Raw genomic sequence first — 19,724 nt, 5'->3', positions numbered from 1 at the left:
ATGCCCACCATCGCCTCGATCGGAACCTATCTCCCTTGTTGGGGGAGCCCCGACAAACGGATCACCGGCGAGGACGAGGATGCCATCACGTTGGCCGTCGAGGCCGGACGCGCCGCGTTGAGCGCGGGCGGTTCGGTGGACTCGGTGGTCGTGGTCAGCCGGGATCTGCCGCTGTTGGAGAGCAGCAACGCGGCAGTGCTCCTGGCGGGTCTCGACCTGGATCCGGAGCTGGAGGTGACCGAACGGCTCGGCGGTGCACCCGCGACGCTCGACGCGCTCAGTTCGGCCCGGGCGCGGACCCTGGTCATCGGTGTCGACCTCCAACCCGCCGGTGCCGCAGCGGTGTTGACCTCCGACCGCGGGCTCGGCGTACGGACGAGTGCGCGTGTGGCGCGGAGTCTGCCGGTCCGCACCCGCGACACCGCAGGTGTCGTGCACGACTACGGTGACCCGCGGCTGGTCCACGATCGCGGCCTGGTCGCATCGCTGGCGGCGTCCTGGGTGGAGAAGCCGACGATGGTCGCCGGGGTGGAGCGCAGGTACGTCGCGGAACTCGCCGTCCTCGACGCGGTGCCGCCAACCACCGGCGCGAGCTCCGGATTGTTCGCGCTGGCCGAGATGGCATCCCAGGGTGTGGTCGGGTCACTCGTGGCCGTCGAGCAGGCGAGTCTGTCCGGGATCGCCGTCGGGGCCGGCGACGTGACGGTCATCCGTCGCGAGCCTCGTGCACGGCCCAAGTCCGAGGAACCGGTCGCCTCCGACGACGAACTCCGGATCTCGCTCGCCGCATACGAGCGTGCCTTCGAGGCCAAGGTTCGTTGGGAGGCAGGAAAATACGCCGACAGCGACGTGTTGGACTTCCCGCCCCGCTACCGCGTCGACGCCACCGGCGCGCTGCGCACGGACTACGAGTTGGTGCCCCTGCCGCGCATGGGGGTCGTGTACTCGGAGGCGACCGTGCACGTCCCGGTGCCCGGTCTGCCGTCGCCGTATTCGCTGGTACTCGTCGAACTCGACGAGGTGGGAATCCGGGCGCTGGTCAAGGTGGCCGGGCCCCATGTCGGGTTGGTGGGGATCGGAGATCGGGGACGACTCGTCCTGCGGCGCCTGGCACTGCGGTCGGGGGTGCCCGACTACGGTTACGCATTCGAGCCTGAAGGGATGGCGGCATGAGGAAGGTCGCGGTTGTCGGAGCAGGGATGACCCCGTTCGCGGAACACTTCGCGCTCGGGGTGCGGGATCTGGTTCCGATGGCCTTCGCCGACTGTGTGGCCTCGGTGGACAAGGGGATCGCCACCCACGACATCGAGGCCGCGTGGTTCGGGGCGGTCGGTCCGAGTGATGGTTTCGCGTCTGGGATCGTCGCCGATTCGCTCGGTCTGTCCGGCATCCCCGTCACGCGTGTGGAGAACTCTTGCGCCACAGGCAATGACGCCATCCGCAATGCGGTGTACGCGATCGGCTCGGGTGCGGTCGACGTCGCGCTCGTCGTGGGTGCGGACAAACTGCGCGAGACCGCGTCCAAGAACGTCGTCTGGGAATGGGAGGCCATCTCACGGGACATGGCGTGGGAGTACCCGTTGGGACTCGTCGCGCCGGCCGGCGTGGCACTGCATGTCAACCGGTACTTTCACGAATCACCGGCCACGCGTGAACATCTGGCCATGATCGCGGTGAAGAACCACAAGCACGGTGCGACGAATCCCAAGGCCAGACTCCGGTTCGAGATCACCGCGGAGCAGGCGCTGTCGGCTCCGACCGTGGTCGAACCGTTCAGTGTCTACGACTGCGCGCCGCTGAGCGATGGTGCGGCAGCATTGATCCTGGTGGCCGAGGAGGTCGCCGACCGATACACGGACAAGCCGGTTCGGGTGGCCGGGGTCGGGCTGGGGCTGGACGCGGCCATGCATCAGCACAAGACCGATCTGACCGGATTTCCCGCGACGGCTCGCGCGGCGGAGCGGGCGTTCGCCATGGCGGGGGTGTCGCCTGCCGATGTGGACGTCGCCGAGGTGCACGACTTCTTCACCGGCATCGAACTGATCAGCTATGAGGATCTGGGATTCGCCAACAGGTTCGAGGGGTACAAGTTGCTCGAGACGGGCGAGACCTCTGTCGGCGGCTCGATTCCGGTGAACACCAGCGGCGGTCTGAAGTCCAAGGGCCATCCGCCGGGCGCGACCGGCGTGGGTCAGTGTGTCGAGTTGTTCGAGCAGTTGCGCGGGGAGGCGACCAATCAGGTCGACGGTGCACGCATCGGCCTCGCCCACAACGTCGGTGGCCCGACTTCGGTTGCTGCGGTGACCATCCTGGAGGGACCGTCTCGCTGATCCCGCCCCGTCTCCTCAGGGAACGGTTGCATTCCCTGCACCGTCGGGACGGGCGTCCCGTCAGTTGCCCAACGAGACCAACTCGGCGGCAGCGGCAAAGGGTATCCGAGATGACCCGAGGAACGCCTCGACGCCACCGACGGTCTCACTGTTCATGTGCGCAGCCGCGAACGCCCGCCGTTTGAACGCCTGTGCTGCGAGACTGAGCCGATGACGTCCCGGCTCCAATCGGTTTGAGGTCCCGATCGATTCGGCGGCACCGAGCACCCGCATCTCGCACCGGCCCGACTCGATGGCGGCGAGTGCCTCGGTGCGAATCTGCTCATGGGAATCGAGCAACGCCGCCGAGATCGCCAATGCCTGGGGCCATGGATGGTGGCCGCGCCTGTCCAGCGAACCACGGAGATCGTAGACATCCGAGCCCATGATCCGCCACGGCCGGGGATCGCCGACGTCGAGGACGTGCACGCTGACATCCCACCCGGCGAGCGACTGGTCGAACACCCATCCGCCTGCGCCGTCGAGCGCGTCGAGGGGATCGGCGGCGATCACCGCCAACCGCTGCCGAAGTGGTCGACGGCGCGCGGCCGCGCGGATGCGAGACACCTCGCCCTCTCGAAAAGGCTGTTGACCACTCTGGATTTCAGAAGTTCTCGTCATCAGGTCTCCACATGCTCATCGACGATGGTAGGAGGGCGTTCGCTCACGGATCGGAATCCCCGTAGTGGTCGCTCACAGCTGGGCGTACACAGTCTTCGTCTGGAGATAGCTCTCGACGCCGTCGCGGCCCCACTCGTGTCCCCAGCCCGATTGCTTGTAGCCGCCGAACGGCATCGAATGGTCGAACACCATCTGACAGTTAAGCGTCACGGTGCCGGCCTGTAGCCGTTTGGCCAGCCGGTGGGCCCGACCGATGTCCTTGGTCCATGCGGTGGCGGCCAGACCGTAGTCTGAGTTGTTGGCCAAGGCGACGACCTCATCATCGTCATCGAAAGGCATGACGGCCACGACCGGGCCGAAGATCTCCTGCTGGTACAGGCTCATGTCGGGCGACACGTCGGTAACGACGGTGGGCGCGACGAAGTAGCCTCGGCGCTCGAGTCGCTCACCACCGGTGACAATGTCGACACCGTTGCGTCTGCCCTCGTCGACAAACCCCATCACTCGGTGCATCTGTTTCTCACTGATCAGAGGCCCGATGAGGGTGCCCTCCTCGTCGGGCCCGCCGAGCCTGACGCCGTTGGCAACCATCGAGATGCCCTCGACCACCTGCTCGTACACACCGCGCTGCACGAAGATCCGCGACCCGCAGATGCATCCCTGGCCGGAGTGGATGAAGATGCCCATCGCGGCCATGGTGACCGCGGTCTCCAGGTCCGCGTCGTCGTAGATCAGAACCGGTGATTTGCCGCCCAACTCCAGCATGACCCGCTTGAGGTTTCCGGACGCCGCCCGCAGGATCTGCTTGCCCACCTCGGTGGAACCCGTGAACGCGATCTTCTCGACGTCGGGGTGCTCGGTCAGTGCCTTGCCCGCGGTGTGACCGTATCCGGTCACCATGTTCACCACCCCGTCGGGCACACCCGCCTCGGCGAGTATCCGCTCCAGCAGGATTGCCGAGAGTGGGGTCTCTTCAGCAGGTTTCGCGATCATGCTGCAACCGGCCGCCAGGGCAGGACCGATCTTGGCGGCAGCGTTGAACACCGGGCCGTTCCACGGGAAGATCAAGCCGACCACGCCATACGGCTCTTTGAGGGTGTACGCGTGCATGTTCGAGTACGCGCCGGTGATGCCGCCGGTCTGCTGGACGTCGTGGGCGATGCCGTTGAGCTTGGTGCACCATCCCCCGTAGTACCGGAAGACCTCGGCGCTGGTACCCATGATCGACCGCGCCTGGTCGTAGTTCATCCCGGTGTTCAGCGAGTCCAATGCGGCCAACTCGTCGGCGTTCTGGTCGATGAGGTCGGCGATCCGCCACATGATCTTCGCCCGTTCGTTCCCGGGCATCGCACTCCAGGTCCCGCTGTCGAAGGAGGCACGGGCACGCGCAACGGCGTCGTCGACGGCGGCGGCGCCCCCGTCGGCGAATTCGGTGATCGTCTCCTCGGTCACCGGATTGATGATCGGGATGGTCTCCCCGGTACCGGGGCGACGGTTCAACTCGGCCAGGATGTTGTCGACAGTCATCGTTGCGCTCACTTCGTCTCGTCGAACTCGATGTGCAATTCGGTGAGCCCGCGCAGCAGGAACGTGGGCTCGTAGCTGACCGTGCGGTCGCCGGCCGGGCCGTGGACGCCCGTGTCGAGCCGGATGTCGCTCATCCGGTCGAGAAGTCGGTTGATCGTCACCCTCCCCTCGACCCGCGCCAGCGGTGCGCCGGCGCAGGTGTGGATACCGCGGCCGAACGTGATGTGCTCGCGAACATTCGTCCGGTCGAGTCGGAACTCGTTGGGGTTGTCGAACTTTCGCGGATCTCGATTGGCGGCTCCCAAGCACAGCATGATGACGGAGCCCGCCGGGATGTCGACGCCGCCCAGCGTGGTGGACCGGCGTGCGAGGCGGAAGTCCACCTTGGTGGGGCTCTCCATGCGAAGCGCCTCCTCGATGAACGGGACAACCAGCTTTCGGTCGGCGCGTAGCTGTTCCTGTAGGTCGGGCCGCTCGCAGAGGACGAGCAGCGCCGAACTGAGCAGCTTGGTCACGGTTTCCTGACCGGCAGCGAAAAGGAAGGTGGCGGGCCGGACGACCTCGATCACCGGTGGTGTCGTGCCGTCCGGGTAGGTGGCAGAGGCGAGGCCACCGAGCACGTCATCACGTGGCTCCTGTCGCCGAGCGGTGATGTAGCCGGCGAACAAGTCGTCGAGATACTGCAAAGGGTTGCTGCCCACCGGCTCGTGATCGAGTGCGCCGACGCGACTACCGGGCGCATTTCCGGCCCCCAGGTTTCGACGGACCTCGTCACGATCGGCATCCGGGACACCGAGGAGATCTGCGATGGCGAGAGTGGCGAACGGCTTGGCGTAATCGCCGAGGAACTCGCAACGTCGGCTCCCGATGAACTCGTCCAACTGCCGGTCGGCGAGCGACCACACGAAGTCCTCGTTCTCCTGAAGCCTGCGGGGCGTCAGGAGTCGGAGCAGGAGCGATCGGGCCTTCTGATGCTCCGGTGGATCCATGGTCACCATGTGCTCGAAAATCGGGAACTCGTGACGATGGGCTTCGATCTGGTCGGTGATGTCGTCCCCGACCGGTTCAAAGGGCAGCGGCGGGAACGGTCCGCCGATCGCGTTGACCGCGGAAAATGATTCGGTGTCCTTGAAGGCTTCTTGCGCCTCCTGGTAGCCCGTGACCGCGATGACGTTCTGGTGCGGTTCCCTGGTCACGGGGCCGATACTGCGGAGGTGATCCCAATACTCGTACGGGTTCTGGGAGACGTCGGGGTCGGAGAAGTAGTCGACCATGGTGGGCTGAGCCATCGTTGTGACCTTTCGGAGTGCTGAATGGGACTGGGCTGCAGGCCCTGGGTAAGGGGCTCGCGCGCAGGTGGTAGTGCGCGTCAGAGTCCGATCCGGGTGTTCTTCGTCTGTTGGAACTCCCGAAGACCTTCGATGCCACCCGATCTGCCGCTGCCGCTCTGCTTGAAGCCTCCGTACGGTCCCTGGGGTGAGATGTCGCTGTTGCGATTGATCCACACCGAACCGGACTGGAGAGATCGCGCAACACGATGTGCGCGTGGAAGATTCATTGTCTGAACATAGGCGTTGAGGCCGTAGTCGCTGTCGTTCGCGAGTGCTATGACTTCTGACTCGTCCCGGAACCGGGTGACAGAAACAACGGGGCCGAAGATCTCCGTCGTCGCGAGCGGAGATTTATTGTCCACGTCGGTGAAGACCGTCGGCTGTATGTAGTAACCGTTGCCGAGCTCACCACCGACCCGCTGTCCGCCAGTTGCCAGCGATCCGTTTCTGTTGTGCACGGCATCATCGATGACGCCCAGGATTCGGTTCATCGCCGGCTCGCTCACGACCGGACCGAGCATCACGTCCGGATCGAATGGATCCCCGATCTTCGCCGCGGCCAACACGGCGAGGAAGATCTGCATGAACTCGTCGTAGACATCGTGATGGACGAAGATCCGGCTGGCGCATGCGCAACTCTGCCCCGATTGTCCCAGGGGCCCCTGCCATGCGGAGAGAATCGCAGCTTGCTGTAGGTCGGCGTCGGAGAAGATGATGTTGGCCGACTTGCCGCCGAGTTCGGTTGCGACGGGGGTGAGGTTGACCGCGGCAGCGGTCAAAACCTCCCGCGCGGTTGCTCCGCCACCGGTGAAATGGATCTTGTCCAGTCCGCGATGAGCCACCAGTGAACGGCCGCCGCCCGCGTCGGACGGCAACACGTTGACGAGCCCGGGCGGTAGTCCGGCCTCGACACAGATCTCGCCGAACCGAAGTGCACTGAACGGTGATAGTTCCGACGGCTTGAGGATGACGGCGTTACCCGCGGCCAGCGCCGGGGCGACACTCAGGCCCACCACGACCAACGGTCCATTCCACGGCGCGATGATCCCGACGACTCCGTATGGTTCGTGGTCGACGAGGTTGAGATCGTGCTTACCCGAGACCTCGGAATTCTGGCCGTGGGCCTTGTCGATGTGTCCTGCGTAGTAGCGGATGAAGCTCTCGGCGAGCATCGCGTGCCCCGGGGCGGTCCTGATGGGCACCGCGAAGTCGTGAATGCTCAGTCGTCCGAGTTCCTCGACGTTGTCGCGGACGGCGTCGGCGAGGTCGAACATGATGTCGCGTCGCCTGCCGATCGGCAGGGCCATCCACTCTCGTTGTGCCTCGCGCCCAGTGTCGACCGCACGATCCACCTCATCGGGCCCGGCCAGAGTGATTGTCGCATTGGGCCGTCCGGTTGCCGGGTAGATGTGTTCGTGCTGGGTCGCGGACGTCCCGGTTACCTGGTCGCCGCCGATCAGCAGTTTGGTGGGCAGTTCGTCGACGCGGTCGGCGATGGTCGTCTCGGTCATGAGATCGCTCTCCTCGGTCGAAGTGTCACGCAACTCATCGCACGGTGAAACCGGCGTCCAGCGCCCATTGGGTGCCGGTGATGAATTTCGCCTCGTCGGATACGAGGTAGGCGACCGCGTTGGCCACATCCTCGGCCTCGAGCATCTGGATGGGCAGTGCGTTCTGCATCCCGGATATGGTGTTCGCCCCGCCCTTGGCCGCCTCCTCCATCAGCTTCTGCATCGCCTCGTTCATCGTCATCCCGCTCGCCACGCCGGTCGGATGAATCGTGTTCACTCTGATCCATTCCGGCGCAAGATAATTGGCCAGACCTTGCATGAGCGCTACGACGCCGCGTTTGGCCGACGCGTAGGCATTGCCGCTCGCATTGATGGAAGCCGACGCCTTGATCCCGGCTGACGAACTTGTGATGACGATCGAACCGCCGCGCCCGCCTTCACGCATCGCGGGAAGGGCTGCGCGGATGGTGTGGAACACCCCGGTCAGGTTGGTGTCGATGACATCGTTCCACTCGTCGAGGAAGTTGTCCGGGTCCTCGGGGCCCATCTTGATGATGCCGGCGTTCGCCAGGATGATGTCGACGCGGCCGAACTCGTCGTGGCCCGCCTCGAAGGCGTTCCGCAGTGCCGCGAAGTCCCGGACGTCTGCCTTGCGTGCCACCACCCGGCGCCCCTCCTTCTCGACGAGGCGAGCGGTCTCGTCGAGGTCCTCCTGGGAGGCGTTGGGGTACGTCATCGACGCCACGTTCTCGCAGATGTCGACAGCGATGATGTCGGCACCTTCTCGGGCGAGTCGGATCGCGTGGGCGCGGCCCTGGCCGCGCCCCGCCCCGGTGATGAACGCTACGCGACCGTCGAGTCCTGACATGATGAGAATTCCCGTCTGTTGGTTGATTGAGTCGGTGGCGCGATGGCTCACCGAGAGGGGCTGGTCATGGATGGACGATCAGGGCCGTAGTCGCGCCCAGGCCTGCTCGCTCACGTCATGGAGCGCTTCGGCTTTCGCGAATCCCGAGTACGCCGCAAGTTGCAGGACGACCTCGTCCATCTCGGACTTGGTGATGTCGCCGGACTCGAGCGCCGAGCCGGTGTGTGAGTGCAGCGGGGTGGGCGAATCGCAGACCGCCACGGAGGCGACGGTGATGAATCTGCGGTCGCGTCGGCTGAGACCGGGACGTTGCCACACATGACCGAAGACGAAGTTCAGTATTCCGGCGTGGATGTACGGGGTTTCCGGCTTCGGTGGCTCGATGAGGTTGACCTCGCCGAATTCTCTTGTGCCGTCTTCGATCCGAGACTTCCAGTCGCTCAGGCCGAGGGTGGAGTTGTCGGGCGGGTGCACGGCGCCTGTGCCGCCGTTCGCACGGTCGATCGTCGCCCAGGTACGACGAACCACCCCCTCGAGATGGGAGGCCTTGGGCCACCCGTTGTACACGGCGAAGTGGAGAACGAACTCCAGCATCTCGTCGATGGTGATGTCGCCGCTGGTGAGTGCATCGCGAACCTGGTCCTCGATCGGTTTTGGGGCATCCGCCGCACCGACACACGTCAGGGTGACCCATCGGCGCTCGCGGCGTCCCAAGCCGGGGCGAGTCCACACCTGTTCGTGGAGCCAGGAGTGTTGTGCCTGTTCAAATGGGGTGCGGGCGGTGATCTCCTCCGCGCGCCGATCATTGACGCAACTCACAGAACTGTTGGACATGTGGCTTACCTCTCGAATGGATGACTGCACTTTAAGTCCTTGGACTCAATTTGTCTATGGTTTGATCATGTTCATGCCCACGGAAGTGCGATCCGCCAAAGAACGCCTGATCCTGACCGCGGAACGCTTGTACGCACTCCACGGTTTGGACGGGGTTCCGTTGCGCCAGATCGCAGTTGAGGCCGGAACGGCAAACAAGTCGGCAGTGCAGTACCACTTCGGGTCCAAGGAGTCGCTGGTGACGGCAGTGCTGGCGAATCGGGTCGACGACCTCGACCGCCGGCGGGGTCTGCTGTACGCGCGGGCCGATCTCCGCGATGTACGGTCGGTCGTCGAGGCGCAGCATCTGCCGCTCATCGAGCTGGGGGAGGATGGTGACTGCTACTACCTGGAGTTCATCGAACAGCTCGAGCGGAAGTCTGATCCGTTCGGTGACCTGCCGGCGGAGAACCGGATGGCCGAGCAGGCGTACTACGACCGGGTGGGCGATTTGCTGGACGGCGTCCCGGCCCAATTGCGCGAGGTCCGCATCAAGCAGGCCACCGCGACGTGCCTACATGTCTGCACCGATCGGCGGCGTACGCGTGACATCGGCGAAGCGGTCCCGCCGTATGCAGTGCACGTGAGCCAGTTGCTCGACAGTCTGGTTGCGCTGCTCACTCTGGAACCTTCGTCGGAAACCCTGGCAGCGCTTGATGTTTGGTCGAGAAGTCGAGGCGATTGAGATTCCCTTCCCGTCGCTGCCCGAAAATGGCTAGCGGACAGGGTCTTTCGGAACCGGGTCGTTGACAGTCCGATGTGACCTGTGCAACACTCCACTCGAGTGTCCGGTATCTGTTCCGGCGTCAGCGATCCCGACGATGGGCGCTACTCACACGACTCCATTTGCGAAGGTTGGTGTATCAATGACTGGTCGTATGGACGGCAAGGTCGCCCTTGTCACCGGAGCGGCACGAGGGCAGGGGCGCAGCCACGCGGTGCGCCTTGCCGAAGAAGGGGCCGACATCATCGCCGTCGACATCTGTGGGCCGGTCACCGGCGACACGACGATCGCGGCATCGACTCCCGAGGATCTCGCCGAGACGGTGGAACTGGTCAAGCAGCAGAACCGTCGGATCATCGCATCCGAGGTGGATGTCCGTGACTATGCGGCGTTGAAGGCCGCCGTCGACAACGGAGTCGAGCAGCTGGGCCATCTCGACGTGGTCGTGGCGAACGCCGGCATCGGCAACGGTGGCGAGACGCTGGACAAGACCAGCGAGACGGACTGGCAGGACATGATCGACGTGAATCTGTCCGGTGTGTGGAAGACGGTCAAGGCGGCGGTTCCGCATCTACAGTCGGCCGGTGGCGGATCCGTGATCCTCACCAGCTCGGTCGGTGGTATGAAGGCCTATCCGAACACGGGGCACTACATCGCCGCCAAACACGGTGTGATCGGGTTGATGCGGAGCTTCGCGGTGGAGTTGGGCGCGCAGTCCATCCGGGTCAATTCGGTTCTCCCGACGAACGTCAACACCCCGATGTTCATGAACGAGGGGACGATGAAGATGTTCCGGCCGGACCTGGAGAACCCGGGACCGGACGATCTCGCGGTGGTCGCGCAGATGATGCACGTCCTCCCCACCGGCTGGGTGGAACCCCGCGACATCAGTAACGCGGTGTTGTTCCTGGCGTCCGACGAGTCGCGTTTCGTCACCGGTCTTCCGCTGGCGGTTGACGCCGGTAGCTTGCTGCACTGACGCGCATCGGTGCAGTTGACGAGAGGAGCCAAAATGATTCCGAATCTTCGGACGGGATCGGAGCCGTGAGCTCAGATCTGCGCGTCGATGTGGACAGGCAGTTGTGCGAGGGGCACGCCCAGTGTGTTCTCCTCGCTCCGGAAGTCTTCGACGTCGGGGACGACGATCTGGCGGTGTGGCAGGAGAATCCGCCGGAAGCAGCGCGAGAGTCTGTTCGTGCCGCGGTGAGCGCCTGTCCGCGGCAGGCGATCTCGATGGTAGATAACGAACCGGAGAACTGAGCCGATGCACGCCCGTCGCGGTGTCCTTGACGGTCGCGAGACGCGGCCATCGTGTCATCCCGGTGCCGGCCGAAGATCCAGGTCGCGGCCTTCCTGCGCCCGGACGTGCCTCCGCACGCGAAGCGAGTGACACGCTGTGCACGATAGTGCAGTATCATGCACTGATGGACGACGGCGCATCGGCGCTCGCCTCGGCAATCGGGGCGCGCGTTCGCAAGGAACGACTCGCTCGGCAATGGACGCTGGACCGTCTGGCTGAGTCTGCCGCGGTGAGTCGCCGGATGCTGATCAACGTAGAGCAGGGTTCGGCCAATCCGAGTGTGGGAACACTGTTGAAGATCAGTGACGCGCTTGGATTGGGCTTGCCTGCGTTGATTGCACCGCCGGAGCCCAAAGAGGTGACGGTGACGCGAAGCGGCGAGGGTGCCACGCTGTGGCGAGGTGATCGTGGTGGTCGCGGGGTGCTCGTCGCAGGCACGCTGCCGCCCAACGTGGTTGAACTGTGGGACTGGACCTTGAGCCCTGGCGATCGGCATGACATTGAGGCACACACAGCCGGAACGATGGAGTTGATTCTTGTCCGCGAGGGCGTTGTCGAGGTCCGGATCGGCGAACGGACCGTGACCCTCGGGGTCGGCGACGCCGTTACGTTTGCCGGCGATGAGTCGCATTCATACAGTAATTCGGCCAGTACGTCGGCGCGCTTCGCGTTGACCGTTTTCGAGCCCGGTGTCGGTGCGCAGGCTCGACGGAAGGTCAACGATGCCTGAATTGTCACTTCTTCTCGCTCGCGCCCGAGTTGACGGCGCAGTCTTCGCACTGCGACCGGACTATCGCGCATTGCTGATCGCGGTCGACGGCCTGGTACCCGGTCCCGGTGACGACAGCAGTGAGGCGTTGTTGCAGGGGGCCGAGGCGTCCGCGCGCCGAGCGCTGACCGAACGGCCGGTCGAGGAGTTGCCGCACATGGCGTCATGGCGCGACGCCTTCCGTGCCTTCGGAGCCAAGCCACAACGCACTCGCAGCAGCGCGGAGGCGCTACTGCGTCGGGCAGAGTCGGGCTTACCTCGCGTGAACCGGTTGACGGATGTGTACAACGCGATTTCGGTGCTGCATCAAATCCCTGTGGGCGGAGAGGATCTGGCGAAGTACATCGGTGGACCTCGCCTCCTTCGGTCGAACGGCACCGAAGAATTCCACACCGTTGCCGGCGGCTCGGACATCACCGAGCATCCGGCCGCCGGGGAGGTGGTGTGGTGTGACGACGCCGGGGTGACCTGCCGCCGGTGGAATTGGCGTCAAGGTCGGCGCACGCAACTGACCGAGACAACCACCACGGCGCTGTTCATTCTCGACGCGCTCGATCCTCTGACCGGCGAGCAACTCGACGCAGCGGCTGACCAACTCGTGGCCGAATTGCGTCGGCTCGGACCTGATGTGCAGGTTCAGCGGCGTTTGATTGCCGCCGAATCGGCTGTAGAGGGGAGTTCTTGATGCTGATCCACCCGTGGGATGCCGCGGTCGATTCCGGTGAGTGGCAGCAATGGCTCGATTCCACCGACCGGTTCGGTGTCCTCGCGGTCAACAACTCGGATCCTCTTCAAGCCCCGATCGTGGTGCCCACCCATTTCACCGTTGCCGGCGACGACGTGTTGATTCATCTGGCGCGACCGAATCCGGTCTGGGCGCACCTGGAAGTCGCTGGTGAGGTACGCCTGGTCGTAACGGGCGACTACGCCTTCATCCCGGGCTATTGGCGGTCCAAAGATGGCGACCCGACTGAAAAGGGTGTGCCGACAAGCTATTACGCCACAGTTGGATTTGTATGTCGGCCCACGATTGTCGACGATCCCGCAGCGAAGGCCGCGATCCTTGATGCGCAACTGGCCGACTTCCAGCCCGAAGGTGGCCACGTCTCCGTTGCCGAGGAGCCGTACGCCCGGATGTTGGCGGGTATCCGTGGCCTGCGGTTGGTGGTGGTGCGGGTCGAGGCGAAGTTCAAATACGACGACAATAGACCGGTCGCTCAGCGCGAGAAGATCATCGACGAGCTGGGATCGCGTGGACGGGGCCTCGATGATGCGGTGGCCGCCCAACAGCAGCGTCGCGTGAATGAGATTGGTGACTGGAACAGCGGACGAGGAAGAGCCTGAGCCATCTCGACAGATCGCAGCCTCAGTGCGGCCACGAATGCGATCCGAGAGATGCAGAAGTGTTGACGGACCAGAGACCCATGCTCAGCGCAGTTCGCTCTTCATCACTTTTCCCGTGGCGTTCGTTGGGAGGCTCTCGATGAACTCGATGGACCGCGGCGCCTTGAAACCGGCCATCCGTGCTCGACCCCACGCGAGCAGTTCGTCCTCGGTGATCGGGGCGTTGGCGACCACAAACGCCTTGCCGACCTGCCCCATCCGCTCGTCGGGCACCCCGATCACCGCGACCTGGTCCACGGCGGGATGCTCCGAGAGGTAGCTCTCGATCTCGGCCGGGTACGCGTTGAACCCGCCGACGATGAACATGTCCTTCTTGCGGCCGATGATCCGCACTCGTCCGTCGGCATCGATCTCGCCCAGATCGCCGGTGTGCAGCCAGCCGTCGGGATCGATCGCCTCGGCCGTTGCCTCGTCGTCATCGAGATATCCCTGCATCACGTTGTACCCGCGGATCAGCACCTCGGAGTCGTCCGCAATACTGATCTCCACTCCGTCGCAGGGCTTTCCGACAGTAGTCGCGATCTGTTCGAAGGTGTCGCCTGCACGTGATGCGGTCGCGGTGCCGGCCTCGGTGAGGCCGTAACCGGTCATGATCGTCTGGAACGGGAGATCCTGCTTGATGCGACGGATGAGATCCACCGGAATGTCGGCAGAGCCGGTGACCGCAGCCCGCAGCGACGACAGGTCGCGCACCCTGCGGTCTGCGCCGAGTAACGACTGGTACAGGGTCGGTGGGCCGGGCAGCATTGTGATCCGCTCGGTCTCGACCAACTCGAGTACCCGGTCGACGTCGAGGGTGGCCATCGGAAAGACCGTCGCGCCCCGGATGAACGACGCGATCAGGCCGGCCTTGTAGCCGAACATGTGGAAGAACGGGTTGACGATGAGATAGCGATCTCCCTCGCGCAGATCCGCGAGATCGCACCATTCGCCGAAGAGACGCAGAGTCTGCGTGTGATCCATCATGACGCCCTTGGGGCGTCCGGTGGTCCCCGAGGTGTACATGACATCGGCGATGTCGGTACCGGCGACATCGGCCTCGAACGGTGAACCGCTGCTGAGGAAGTCGCCCGTGATGTCGATGACCTCGACGCCTTCGGGCGCCGGGAACTCGAGTCCGAGGAAACCGGGCTGAACGAGTACGGCTGCGGCACCACTGCGTCGGAGGATGTCCGCGGCCTCATCGGGTTTGTATCGGGTGTTGATCGGGACGAGTGTCGCGCCGGCGGTGAGGATTCCGAAGACGGCGATGATCCACTCCGCCGAGTTGGGTGCCCAGATCGCGACCCGGTCGCCCTTGCGGATGCCGATATCGGCGAATGCTCCTGCCGCGCAGCGAATACGAGCGACAGTCTCCCGGAAGGTCAGACGAAGGGAGCCGTCGACGACCGCTTCGGCATCTCCGAAGCGGTCGCCGGCGGACAGGACCATCTCGGGGATGGTCTTCCAGGTCATACCTTCAGCAGCCGCGCCATGTTGCCGCCCATCACGAGCTTCTGATCCTCGAGCGGCAGATGCTCGATGTGGCTGATGTAGGTGGTCGGCTCCGCGAGGCCCTCGGGATGCGGATAGTCCGAACCGAACAGCACACGTTCCGCGCCGATCAGTGCCGTGAGCTTGCTGAAGTCCTCTTCCCAGAACGGGCTGACATGGATGCTCTTCTTGATCGCCGCCACCGGGTCTTGCATCCCGAAGCCCTCGGGTGCCTTCTTGTAGACGTCGGTCAACGTCTGCAACACGTGTGGCAGCCAGCTGGCGCCGTTCTCGATCACCGCGATCCGCAGTTCCGGGAAGCGGAACAGTGCGCCGTGGCAGACCCAGGAGGCGACCGCGTCCTGGATCGGTCGCCACTCGCTCACCATCCGGAACGCGTTGGTGACGAACGGCAGCATCTCCGAACCGGTACCGTCCCAGTCCTGGTTGTATCGGGCGTAGCCGCTGTCGGATGAGTGCTGTGTGACAAGCACATCGAGTTCGACGACGCGCTTCCAGAACGGGTCGAACTCCGGCAGTGCGAACGATCGCGGTCCCTTGTACCCCGGGACCGGGGCCGGGCGGACCAGGATCGCCTTGGCGCCACGCTCGACACACCACTCGAGTTCCTCGATGGCCTTGTCGACGATGGGCAGGCTGATCACCGGGACGGTGAAGATCCGCTCCTTGTAGTTGAACGACCAGTTCTCGTAGAGCCACTGATTCAGCGAATGCACCACGGCGTGAATGAGTTCCGGATCGTTGCGCATCCGCTCCTCGACGAGGCTGGCCAACGTCGGAAACATCAGCGTTCGGTCGATCTTGAGCTCGTCCATCAGCTCCAACCGGGGTGCCGGCTCGCGGAACGCCGGCGGGGACTTGATCGGCTTACCGAAGATCTCGCGCTTGCTCTTGCCCTCCGGGTTGCCGTTCTTGAAGTAGTCCTCCATCGCGCCCGGCCGCGCGACGACGTCGAACGTCGGATTGGGGATGTACTCACTGATCTGGCCCTGGATGGCGATCTTGGTCCGGCCGTCCACCTCGACGTACTGGATGGCTTTCTTGTACTTGTCGGGCAGGAACTGGGTGAGTGCCTCCTTGGTCTCGTAGAGATGGTTGTCCGCATCGAAGAGCGGGTACGGCATTTCAGTGGGTGACATCAGAGATCCTCCTTTGCATCTGGTGAGAATACTATTCTCCGGATTGTATTGTGGCAATGGCCGCGCGGATCCGGAACTTCTGGATCTTGCCGCTCGCGGTTCGGGGGAAGTCCTCGACGACGTGAATGCGTTCGGGCCATTTCTGCTTGGCGATGCCGACCGTGGCGAAGTGAGCGCGCAGGTCGTCGAGCGTCGGTGTCGAGTGGCCGGGACGGACCCTGATCACGGCCGCCGCGCGCTCGCCGAACCGATCGTCGGGGACCCCGACGACCACGCCGTCGGCGACCGCCGGCATCCCGAGCAACACTTCTTCGACCTCGAGCGCACTGATGTTCTCGCCACCGCGGATGATGATGTCGGACTTGCGGTCGGTGATCTTCAGATAGCCGTCTTCGTCGAGGGTCCCGATGTCGCCGGTGTGATACCAGCCGGCGTCGTCGAACATCCGCGCAGTGAGTTCCGCGTCGGTGTAGCCCATACAGAGATCGGGTCCGCGGCTGAGGATCTCGCCGTCCTCGGCCAGCATCATCTCGACGCCGGGCAGCGGTCGCCCGTCGGTGTGCAGACGTTTGTCCTCGGCCGCGTCGTACAGCGAACCGGTGATCGACGGGTGCTCGGTGCTGCCATAGGAGCGGAAGACGACGATGCCGAGCTCGGCGAGGCGGGTGGTGATGGCGCTCGGTACGGAGGAGCCGCCGAGGCCGGCATACCGCATCGACGGCAGGTGCTGTTCGGTGAAGTCGGGATGGTCGATCAGGCTGGTCATGTAGTAGGTGGCGCCGCCGCCCACGGTCAGGCCCTCGGTGACCATGAGGTCGAGTGCCTGACCGGGATCCCAGACGTCGGTGAGGTTGATGTCGGTGCCGTCGACGACGGGGATGGTGAACGCGTTGATCATGCCGATGAAATGACCAACCGGCGCCGCGGTCAGCTGGTTGCCCCGGTCCGGCGGGTACCACTGGCCGAGCTGGCGGGTCTCGAACACAAGTGAATGATGATTGTGGAGAACGCCTTTGGGGTTCCGGGTGGTGCCCGAGGTGAATGCGATGAGAGCGCACCCGCTGGGATCGACCGGCAGGATCTCCTCGAGGGGTTCGTCGGCGAGGAGGTCGTCGAAGTCGCGTCCCACCACGCCGACGATCGGGACATCGGCGGCAACACTCAGGTCGTACTCGAGCCGGCCGAACGACTCCGGGGTGACGAAGACCTTCGGCTCCACTTCGCCGAGGATGAACGACACCTCCTTGGGTCCGTAGAAGTGGACGATCGGCACGACCGCGGCTCCCAGAAAAGCCGAGGCCCAGAACGTTGCGGCGGCCTCCATCCAGTTCGGGAGCTGAAAGGCGATGACGTCACCCGGTCCGACTCCGCGGGAACGCAGACCGGACGCGAGGCGCCGCGCCACGTTCTCCACGTCGCGAAATGTCCCGGCGAACGGACGAATGGCGGAGTGCACACGGAATTTCGCATCTGGTGCGGCGGTGAGACCGTCCGAGATGATGTCGCCGACCGTCTCCTTCGTCCACCATCCGTTGGCGACGTACTTCTCGGTGAGCTCGACCGGGATCTGTCGGGTCATGGAGGTTCCCTCTCATGCGATGATATGGTTCTCTCTAGTGAGAATACCAATCTCCTAGAGCGAGAGCGAGTAGTTATGGTGAAGTCGGAGCTCATCGACGGCCTTGCCGTGATCACGATCGACCGGCCGGAGGCGCGCAACGCCATCGCGCCCGCGACGATGGATCAGCTCGACGAGGCCATCGACCAGGCGCACGGCGCGCGTGCCCTCGCGATCACCGGCGGCGGTGACCGGGTGTTCGTCTCGGGCGGCGACCTCAAAGAGCTGGCGAAGCTGCGTACCCTCGACGATGCGCGGGCCATGGCGCGGCGGATGCGGGCGATCTGCCAACGCCTGGTGGACTTCCCGGCACCGGTGATCGCCGCCGTGAACGGGCACGCACTCGGGGGTGGCGCAGAATTCGCGTCCGCGGCCGACATCCGGCTCGCCGCCGACGACATCAAGATCGGGTTCAATCAGTCGACCCTGGCCATCATGCCCGCGTGGGGCGGCGCTGAACGTCTCGCGCAGATGGTTGGTCGATCCCGAGCGATGCTGTTGGCGGGTACGGGGCGCCTGCTCTCTGCCGACGAGGCCCTGGAGATCGGGCTCGTCGACCAGGTGTTTCCCCGGGCGACGTTCGACGAGGACTGGCGGAAGGTCGCGCACTCGCTGGCCACCGCCCCGGCGGCGGGCATCAAAAAGGTGATCACCGGGGCGACAGCCGAGGAGGCGGTCGAGGAGTTCGCCACACTCTGGGTGGCCGACGAGCATTGGGCCGCAGCCGATCGGGTTCTGAAGAAGCGGTGATCTTCCGCCGATGGTGGCCGCCATCCACGACTGCCGGTGACGAAGAGGAGTGACCATGTCCAGCGACGGCCGCATCGACGCGGCGCACCGGGTGCTCTACGACGAGGGGCTCGTCGTACGGACCGACGTCGTCGGGCAGCAGTACGTCGCCGAATCGACGGCCCGCGCCGCGGGCTCAGACGGGGCGGCGCTGCAGCAGTTCGTCACCGAGATGGTGTGGGGTTCGGTGTGGACCCGGCCCGGTCTGGATCGACGCAGCCGGAGTCTGATGACGATCGGAGTGCTGGTCGCGCTCAACCACCATGCCGAACTCGCTGTTCATGTGCGCGGTGGCCTCCGCAACGGCCTAACACGCGATGAGATCTCCGAGGCGGTGATCCATGCGACGGCCTATTGCGGTGTCCCGGCGGGAGTTGCTGCGATGCGCGTCGTACAAGACGTGTTGGCCGATGAACTCGGCCCTCGTTCGACGGCCGACGCCGATGAGGAGCGTCGACGATGACGGCGGATCTCAGCGGACGTTCGTCTCCGCTCCCGGATCATCGGGTCGGCATGATCGGTCTCGGCGCGATGGGGTCGCCGATCGCGGCGAACTTCGTCGGAGCCGGTCAGCCGCTCACCGTGTTCGACGCCGATCCCGAAGTGGTTGACACGTTCGTGAACGCGCACCGGGGCGGGGCATCGGCCGGCGACGTCGGCGAGTGCGACGTGATCGTCCTGTCGCTGCCCACCAGCGACATCGTCGACGACGTCGTGCTCGGCGACCGCGGATTGCTCACCGTCCTGCGGCCCGGTTCGGTGATCGTCGACATGGGTAGCAGCATCCCTGCCCGGACGCAGGCCCTCGCGCGCGCCGCCGCCGAGAAACAGGTCGCGGTCGTCGACGCGCCTGTCAGTGGTGGGGTGGCCCGCGCGATCGCGCGAGACCTGGCCGTCATGGTCGGCGGCGAAGCGGCAGCGATCGACTCGATCCGGCCGCTGCTGGCAGCGACCGCTCGCGACATCATCCATGTGGGCCCGGCGGGGTCCGCTCATGCGGCGAAGGCGTTGAACAACCTGTTGTCGGCGGTGGGTCTGTTCGCCGCATCAGAGGCGCTGGTCACCGGGGCGAAGTTCGGCATCGACCCGACCGTGCTGCTGTCGGTGCTGAACATGAGCAGCGGTCGAAACCAGGCCACGGAGACCAAGATCGAGCCGTACATCCTCTCCCGCGCATTCGATTCCGGCTTCACCGCCGGACTCATGGCCAAGGACATCGGAATCGCACTCGACCTCGCCCGCGATTGCGGCCTGCACCTCGGGCTCGGGTCGGCGCTGCGGGACGCGTGGGCCGGCGCCGTCGACGAACTCGGCGCCCACGCCGACCAGACCGAGGTCGTGCGCGTTCTCGAACGCGCAGCCGGAGTGGAATTGCGATGACCGACCG

Annotated in this window: 20 protein-coding genes; 11 read left to right on the top strand and 9 right to left on the bottom strand. The window is 64.8% G+C overall.

The window, feature by feature from the left end:
• Both VZC37_RS03910 and VZC37_RS03905 read left to right on the top strand, forming a co-directional pair.
• A complete protein-coding gene (locus VZC37_RS03910) occupies nucleotides 1–1,173 on the top strand; it encodes an OB-fold domain-containing protein (RefSeq protein ID WP_330431091.1) in 1,173 nt (390 codons plus the stop codon).
• Nucleotides 1,170–2,330, top strand: a complete 1,161-nt coding sequence (locus VZC37_RS03905) for a thiolase C-terminal domain-containing protein (protein ID WP_330431090.1) — start codon at nucleotides 1,170–1,172, stop codon at nucleotides 2,328–2,330. Before VZC37_RS03910 ends, VZC37_RS03905 begins: the two co-directional genes overlap by 4 nt.
• Nucleotides 2,331–2,390: 60 nt before the next feature.
• Here VZC37_RS03905 and VZC37_RS03900 read toward each other — a convergent pair whose 3' ends face one another.
• The 6 genes from VZC37_RS03900 to VZC37_RS03875 form a co-directional block, all read right to left on the bottom strand.
• A complete protein-coding gene (locus VZC37_RS03900; RefSeq protein WP_330431089.1) occupies nucleotides 2,391–2,936 on the bottom strand; it encodes a hypothetical protein in 546 nt (181 codons plus the stop codon).
• Between the two features lie 126 nt (nucleotides 2,937–3,062).
• Nucleotides 3,063–4,517: an aldehyde dehydrogenase family protein gene (locus tag VZC37_RS03895; protein ID WP_330431088.1), complete on the bottom strand. Its 1,455-nt coding sequence runs from the start codon at nucleotides 4,515–4,517 to the stop codon at nucleotides 3,063–3,065.
• Nucleotides 4,518–4,525: 8 nt separating this feature from the next.
• Nucleotides 4,526–5,806, bottom strand: coding sequence for a cytochrome P450 (locus VZC37_RS03890; RefSeq protein WP_330431087.1), 1,281 nt, complete (start codon nucleotides 5,804–5,806; stop codon nucleotides 4,526–4,528).
• Nucleotides 5,807–5,886: 80 nt separating this feature from the next.
• On the bottom strand, nucleotides 5,887–7,359 hold the full coding sequence (locus tag VZC37_RS03885) for an aldehyde dehydrogenase family protein (protein ID WP_330431086.1): 1,473 nt from the start codon (nucleotides 7,357–7,359) through the stop codon (nucleotides 5,887–5,889).
• 34 nt (nucleotides 7,360–7,393) lie between these two features.
• The gene (locus VZC37_RS03880) at nucleotides 7,394–8,227 is read right to left on the bottom strand and encodes a mycofactocin-coupled SDR family oxidoreductase (protein WP_330431085.1); all 834 of its coding nucleotides are present in this window, start codon (nucleotides 8,225–8,227) and stop codon (nucleotides 7,394–7,396) included.
• A gap of 78 nt (nucleotides 8,228–8,305) precedes the next feature.
• Entirely contained in the window at nucleotides 8,306–9,061 is a 756-nt protein-coding gene (locus tag VZC37_RS03875) for a carboxymuconolactone decarboxylase family protein (protein WP_330431084.1), read from the bottom strand.
• 67 nt (nucleotides 9,062–9,128) lie between these two features.
• On the opposite strand from VZC37_RS03875, the gene VZC37_RS03870 reads away from it, so the two are divergent.
• The 6 genes from VZC37_RS03870 (at nucleotide 9,129) to VZC37_RS03845 (ending at nucleotide 13,237) form a co-directional block, all read left to right on the top strand.
• Complete coding sequence (locus VZC37_RS03870) at nucleotides 9,129–9,785, top strand: TetR/AcrR family transcriptional regulator (RefSeq protein WP_330431083.1); 657 nt, start codon at nucleotides 9,129–9,131, stop codon at nucleotides 9,783–9,785.
• Between the two features lie 181 nt (nucleotides 9,786–9,966).
• A complete protein-coding gene (locus tag VZC37_RS03865; RefSeq protein WP_330431082.1) occupies nucleotides 9,967–10,803 on the top strand; it encodes a mycofactocin-coupled SDR family oxidoreductase in 837 nt (278 codons plus the stop codon).
• A 65-nt stretch (nucleotides 10,804–10,868) separates the two neighbouring features.
• A complete protein-coding gene (locus VZC37_RS03860) occupies nucleotides 10,869–11,084 on the top strand; it encodes a ferredoxin (RefSeq protein ID WP_431309315.1) in 216 nt (71 codons plus the stop codon).
• A gap of 164 nt (nucleotides 11,085–11,248) precedes the next feature.
• Entirely contained in the window at nucleotides 11,249–11,854 is a 606-nt protein-coding gene (locus VZC37_RS03855) for a helix-turn-helix domain-containing protein (protein WP_330431081.1), read from the top strand.
• Nucleotides 11,847–12,578, top strand: a complete 732-nt coding sequence (locus VZC37_RS03850) for a B3/B4 domain-containing protein (protein ID WP_330431080.1) — start codon at nucleotides 11,847–11,849, stop codon at nucleotides 12,576–12,578. Before VZC37_RS03855 ends, VZC37_RS03850 begins: the two co-directional genes overlap by 8 nt.
• On the top strand, nucleotides 12,578–13,237 hold the full coding sequence (locus tag VZC37_RS03845) for an FMN-binding negative transcriptional regulator (protein ID WP_330431079.1): 660 nt from the start codon (nucleotides 12,578–12,580) through the stop codon (nucleotides 13,235–13,237). The genes VZC37_RS03850 and VZC37_RS03845 overlap by 1 nt, the downstream gene beginning before the upstream one ends.
• Before the next feature lie 84 nt (nucleotides 13,238–13,321).
• Here VZC37_RS03845 and VZC37_RS03840 read toward each other — a convergent pair whose 3' ends face one another.
• Genes VZC37_RS03840 through VZC37_RS03830 form a run of 3 tightly spaced genes read right to left on the bottom strand, consistent with a single transcriptional unit; the run spans nucleotide 13,322 to nucleotide 17,509 of the window.
• Nucleotides 13,322–14,752, bottom strand: a complete 1,431-nt coding sequence (locus VZC37_RS03840) for a FadD3 family acyl-CoA ligase (protein ID WP_330431078.1) — start codon at nucleotides 14,750–14,752, stop codon at nucleotides 13,322–13,324.
• On the bottom strand, nucleotides 14,749–15,930 hold the full coding sequence (locus VZC37_RS03835) for an amidohydrolase family protein (protein ID WP_330431077.1): 1,182 nt from the start codon (nucleotides 15,928–15,930) through the stop codon (nucleotides 14,749–14,751). The genes VZC37_RS03840 and VZC37_RS03835 overlap by 4 nt, the downstream gene beginning before the upstream one ends.
• 31 nt (nucleotides 15,931–15,961) lie before the next feature.
• Complete coding sequence (locus tag VZC37_RS03830; protein WP_330431076.1) at nucleotides 15,962–17,509, bottom strand: AMP-binding protein; 1,548 nt, start codon at nucleotides 17,507–17,509, stop codon at nucleotides 15,962–15,964.
• 75 nt (nucleotides 17,510–17,584) lie between these two features.
• On the opposite strand from VZC37_RS03830, the gene VZC37_RS03825 reads away from it, so the two are divergent.
• Genes VZC37_RS03825 through VZC37_RS03815 form a run of 3 tightly spaced genes read left to right on the top strand, consistent with a single transcriptional unit; the run spans nucleotide 17,585 to nucleotide 19,717 of the window.
• Nucleotides 17,585–18,298 carry an enoyl-CoA hydratase/isomerase family protein gene (locus VZC37_RS03825; RefSeq protein ID WP_330431075.1) on the top strand — a complete coding sequence of 238 codons (714 nt, stop codon included), beginning with the start codon at nucleotides 17,585–17,587 and terminating at the stop codon, nucleotides 18,296–18,298.
• Between the two features lie 55 nt (nucleotides 18,299–18,353).
• A complete protein-coding gene (locus tag VZC37_RS03820; protein WP_330431074.1) occupies nucleotides 18,354–18,800 on the top strand; it encodes a carboxymuconolactone decarboxylase family protein in 447 nt (148 codons plus the stop codon).
• Nucleotides 18,797–19,717 (top strand): NAD(P)-dependent oxidoreductase, encoded by a 921-nt coding sequence (locus VZC37_RS03815; protein WP_330431073.1) that lies wholly within the window; start codon nucleotides 18,797–18,799, stop codon nucleotides 19,715–19,717. The genes VZC37_RS03820 and VZC37_RS03815 overlap by 4 nt, the downstream gene beginning before the upstream one ends.
• Nucleotides 19,718–19,724 lie beyond the last annotated feature (7 nt).

The organism is Gordonia sesuvii (assembly GCF_036350415.1).
Classification (GTDB): domain Bacteria; phylum Actinomycetota; class Actinomycetes; order Mycobacteriales; family Mycobacteriaceae; genus Gordonia; species Gordonia sesuvii.
Note: the sequence above shows the minus strand (reverse complement) of the source record. Positions and strands in the feature narration are given on the sequence as shown.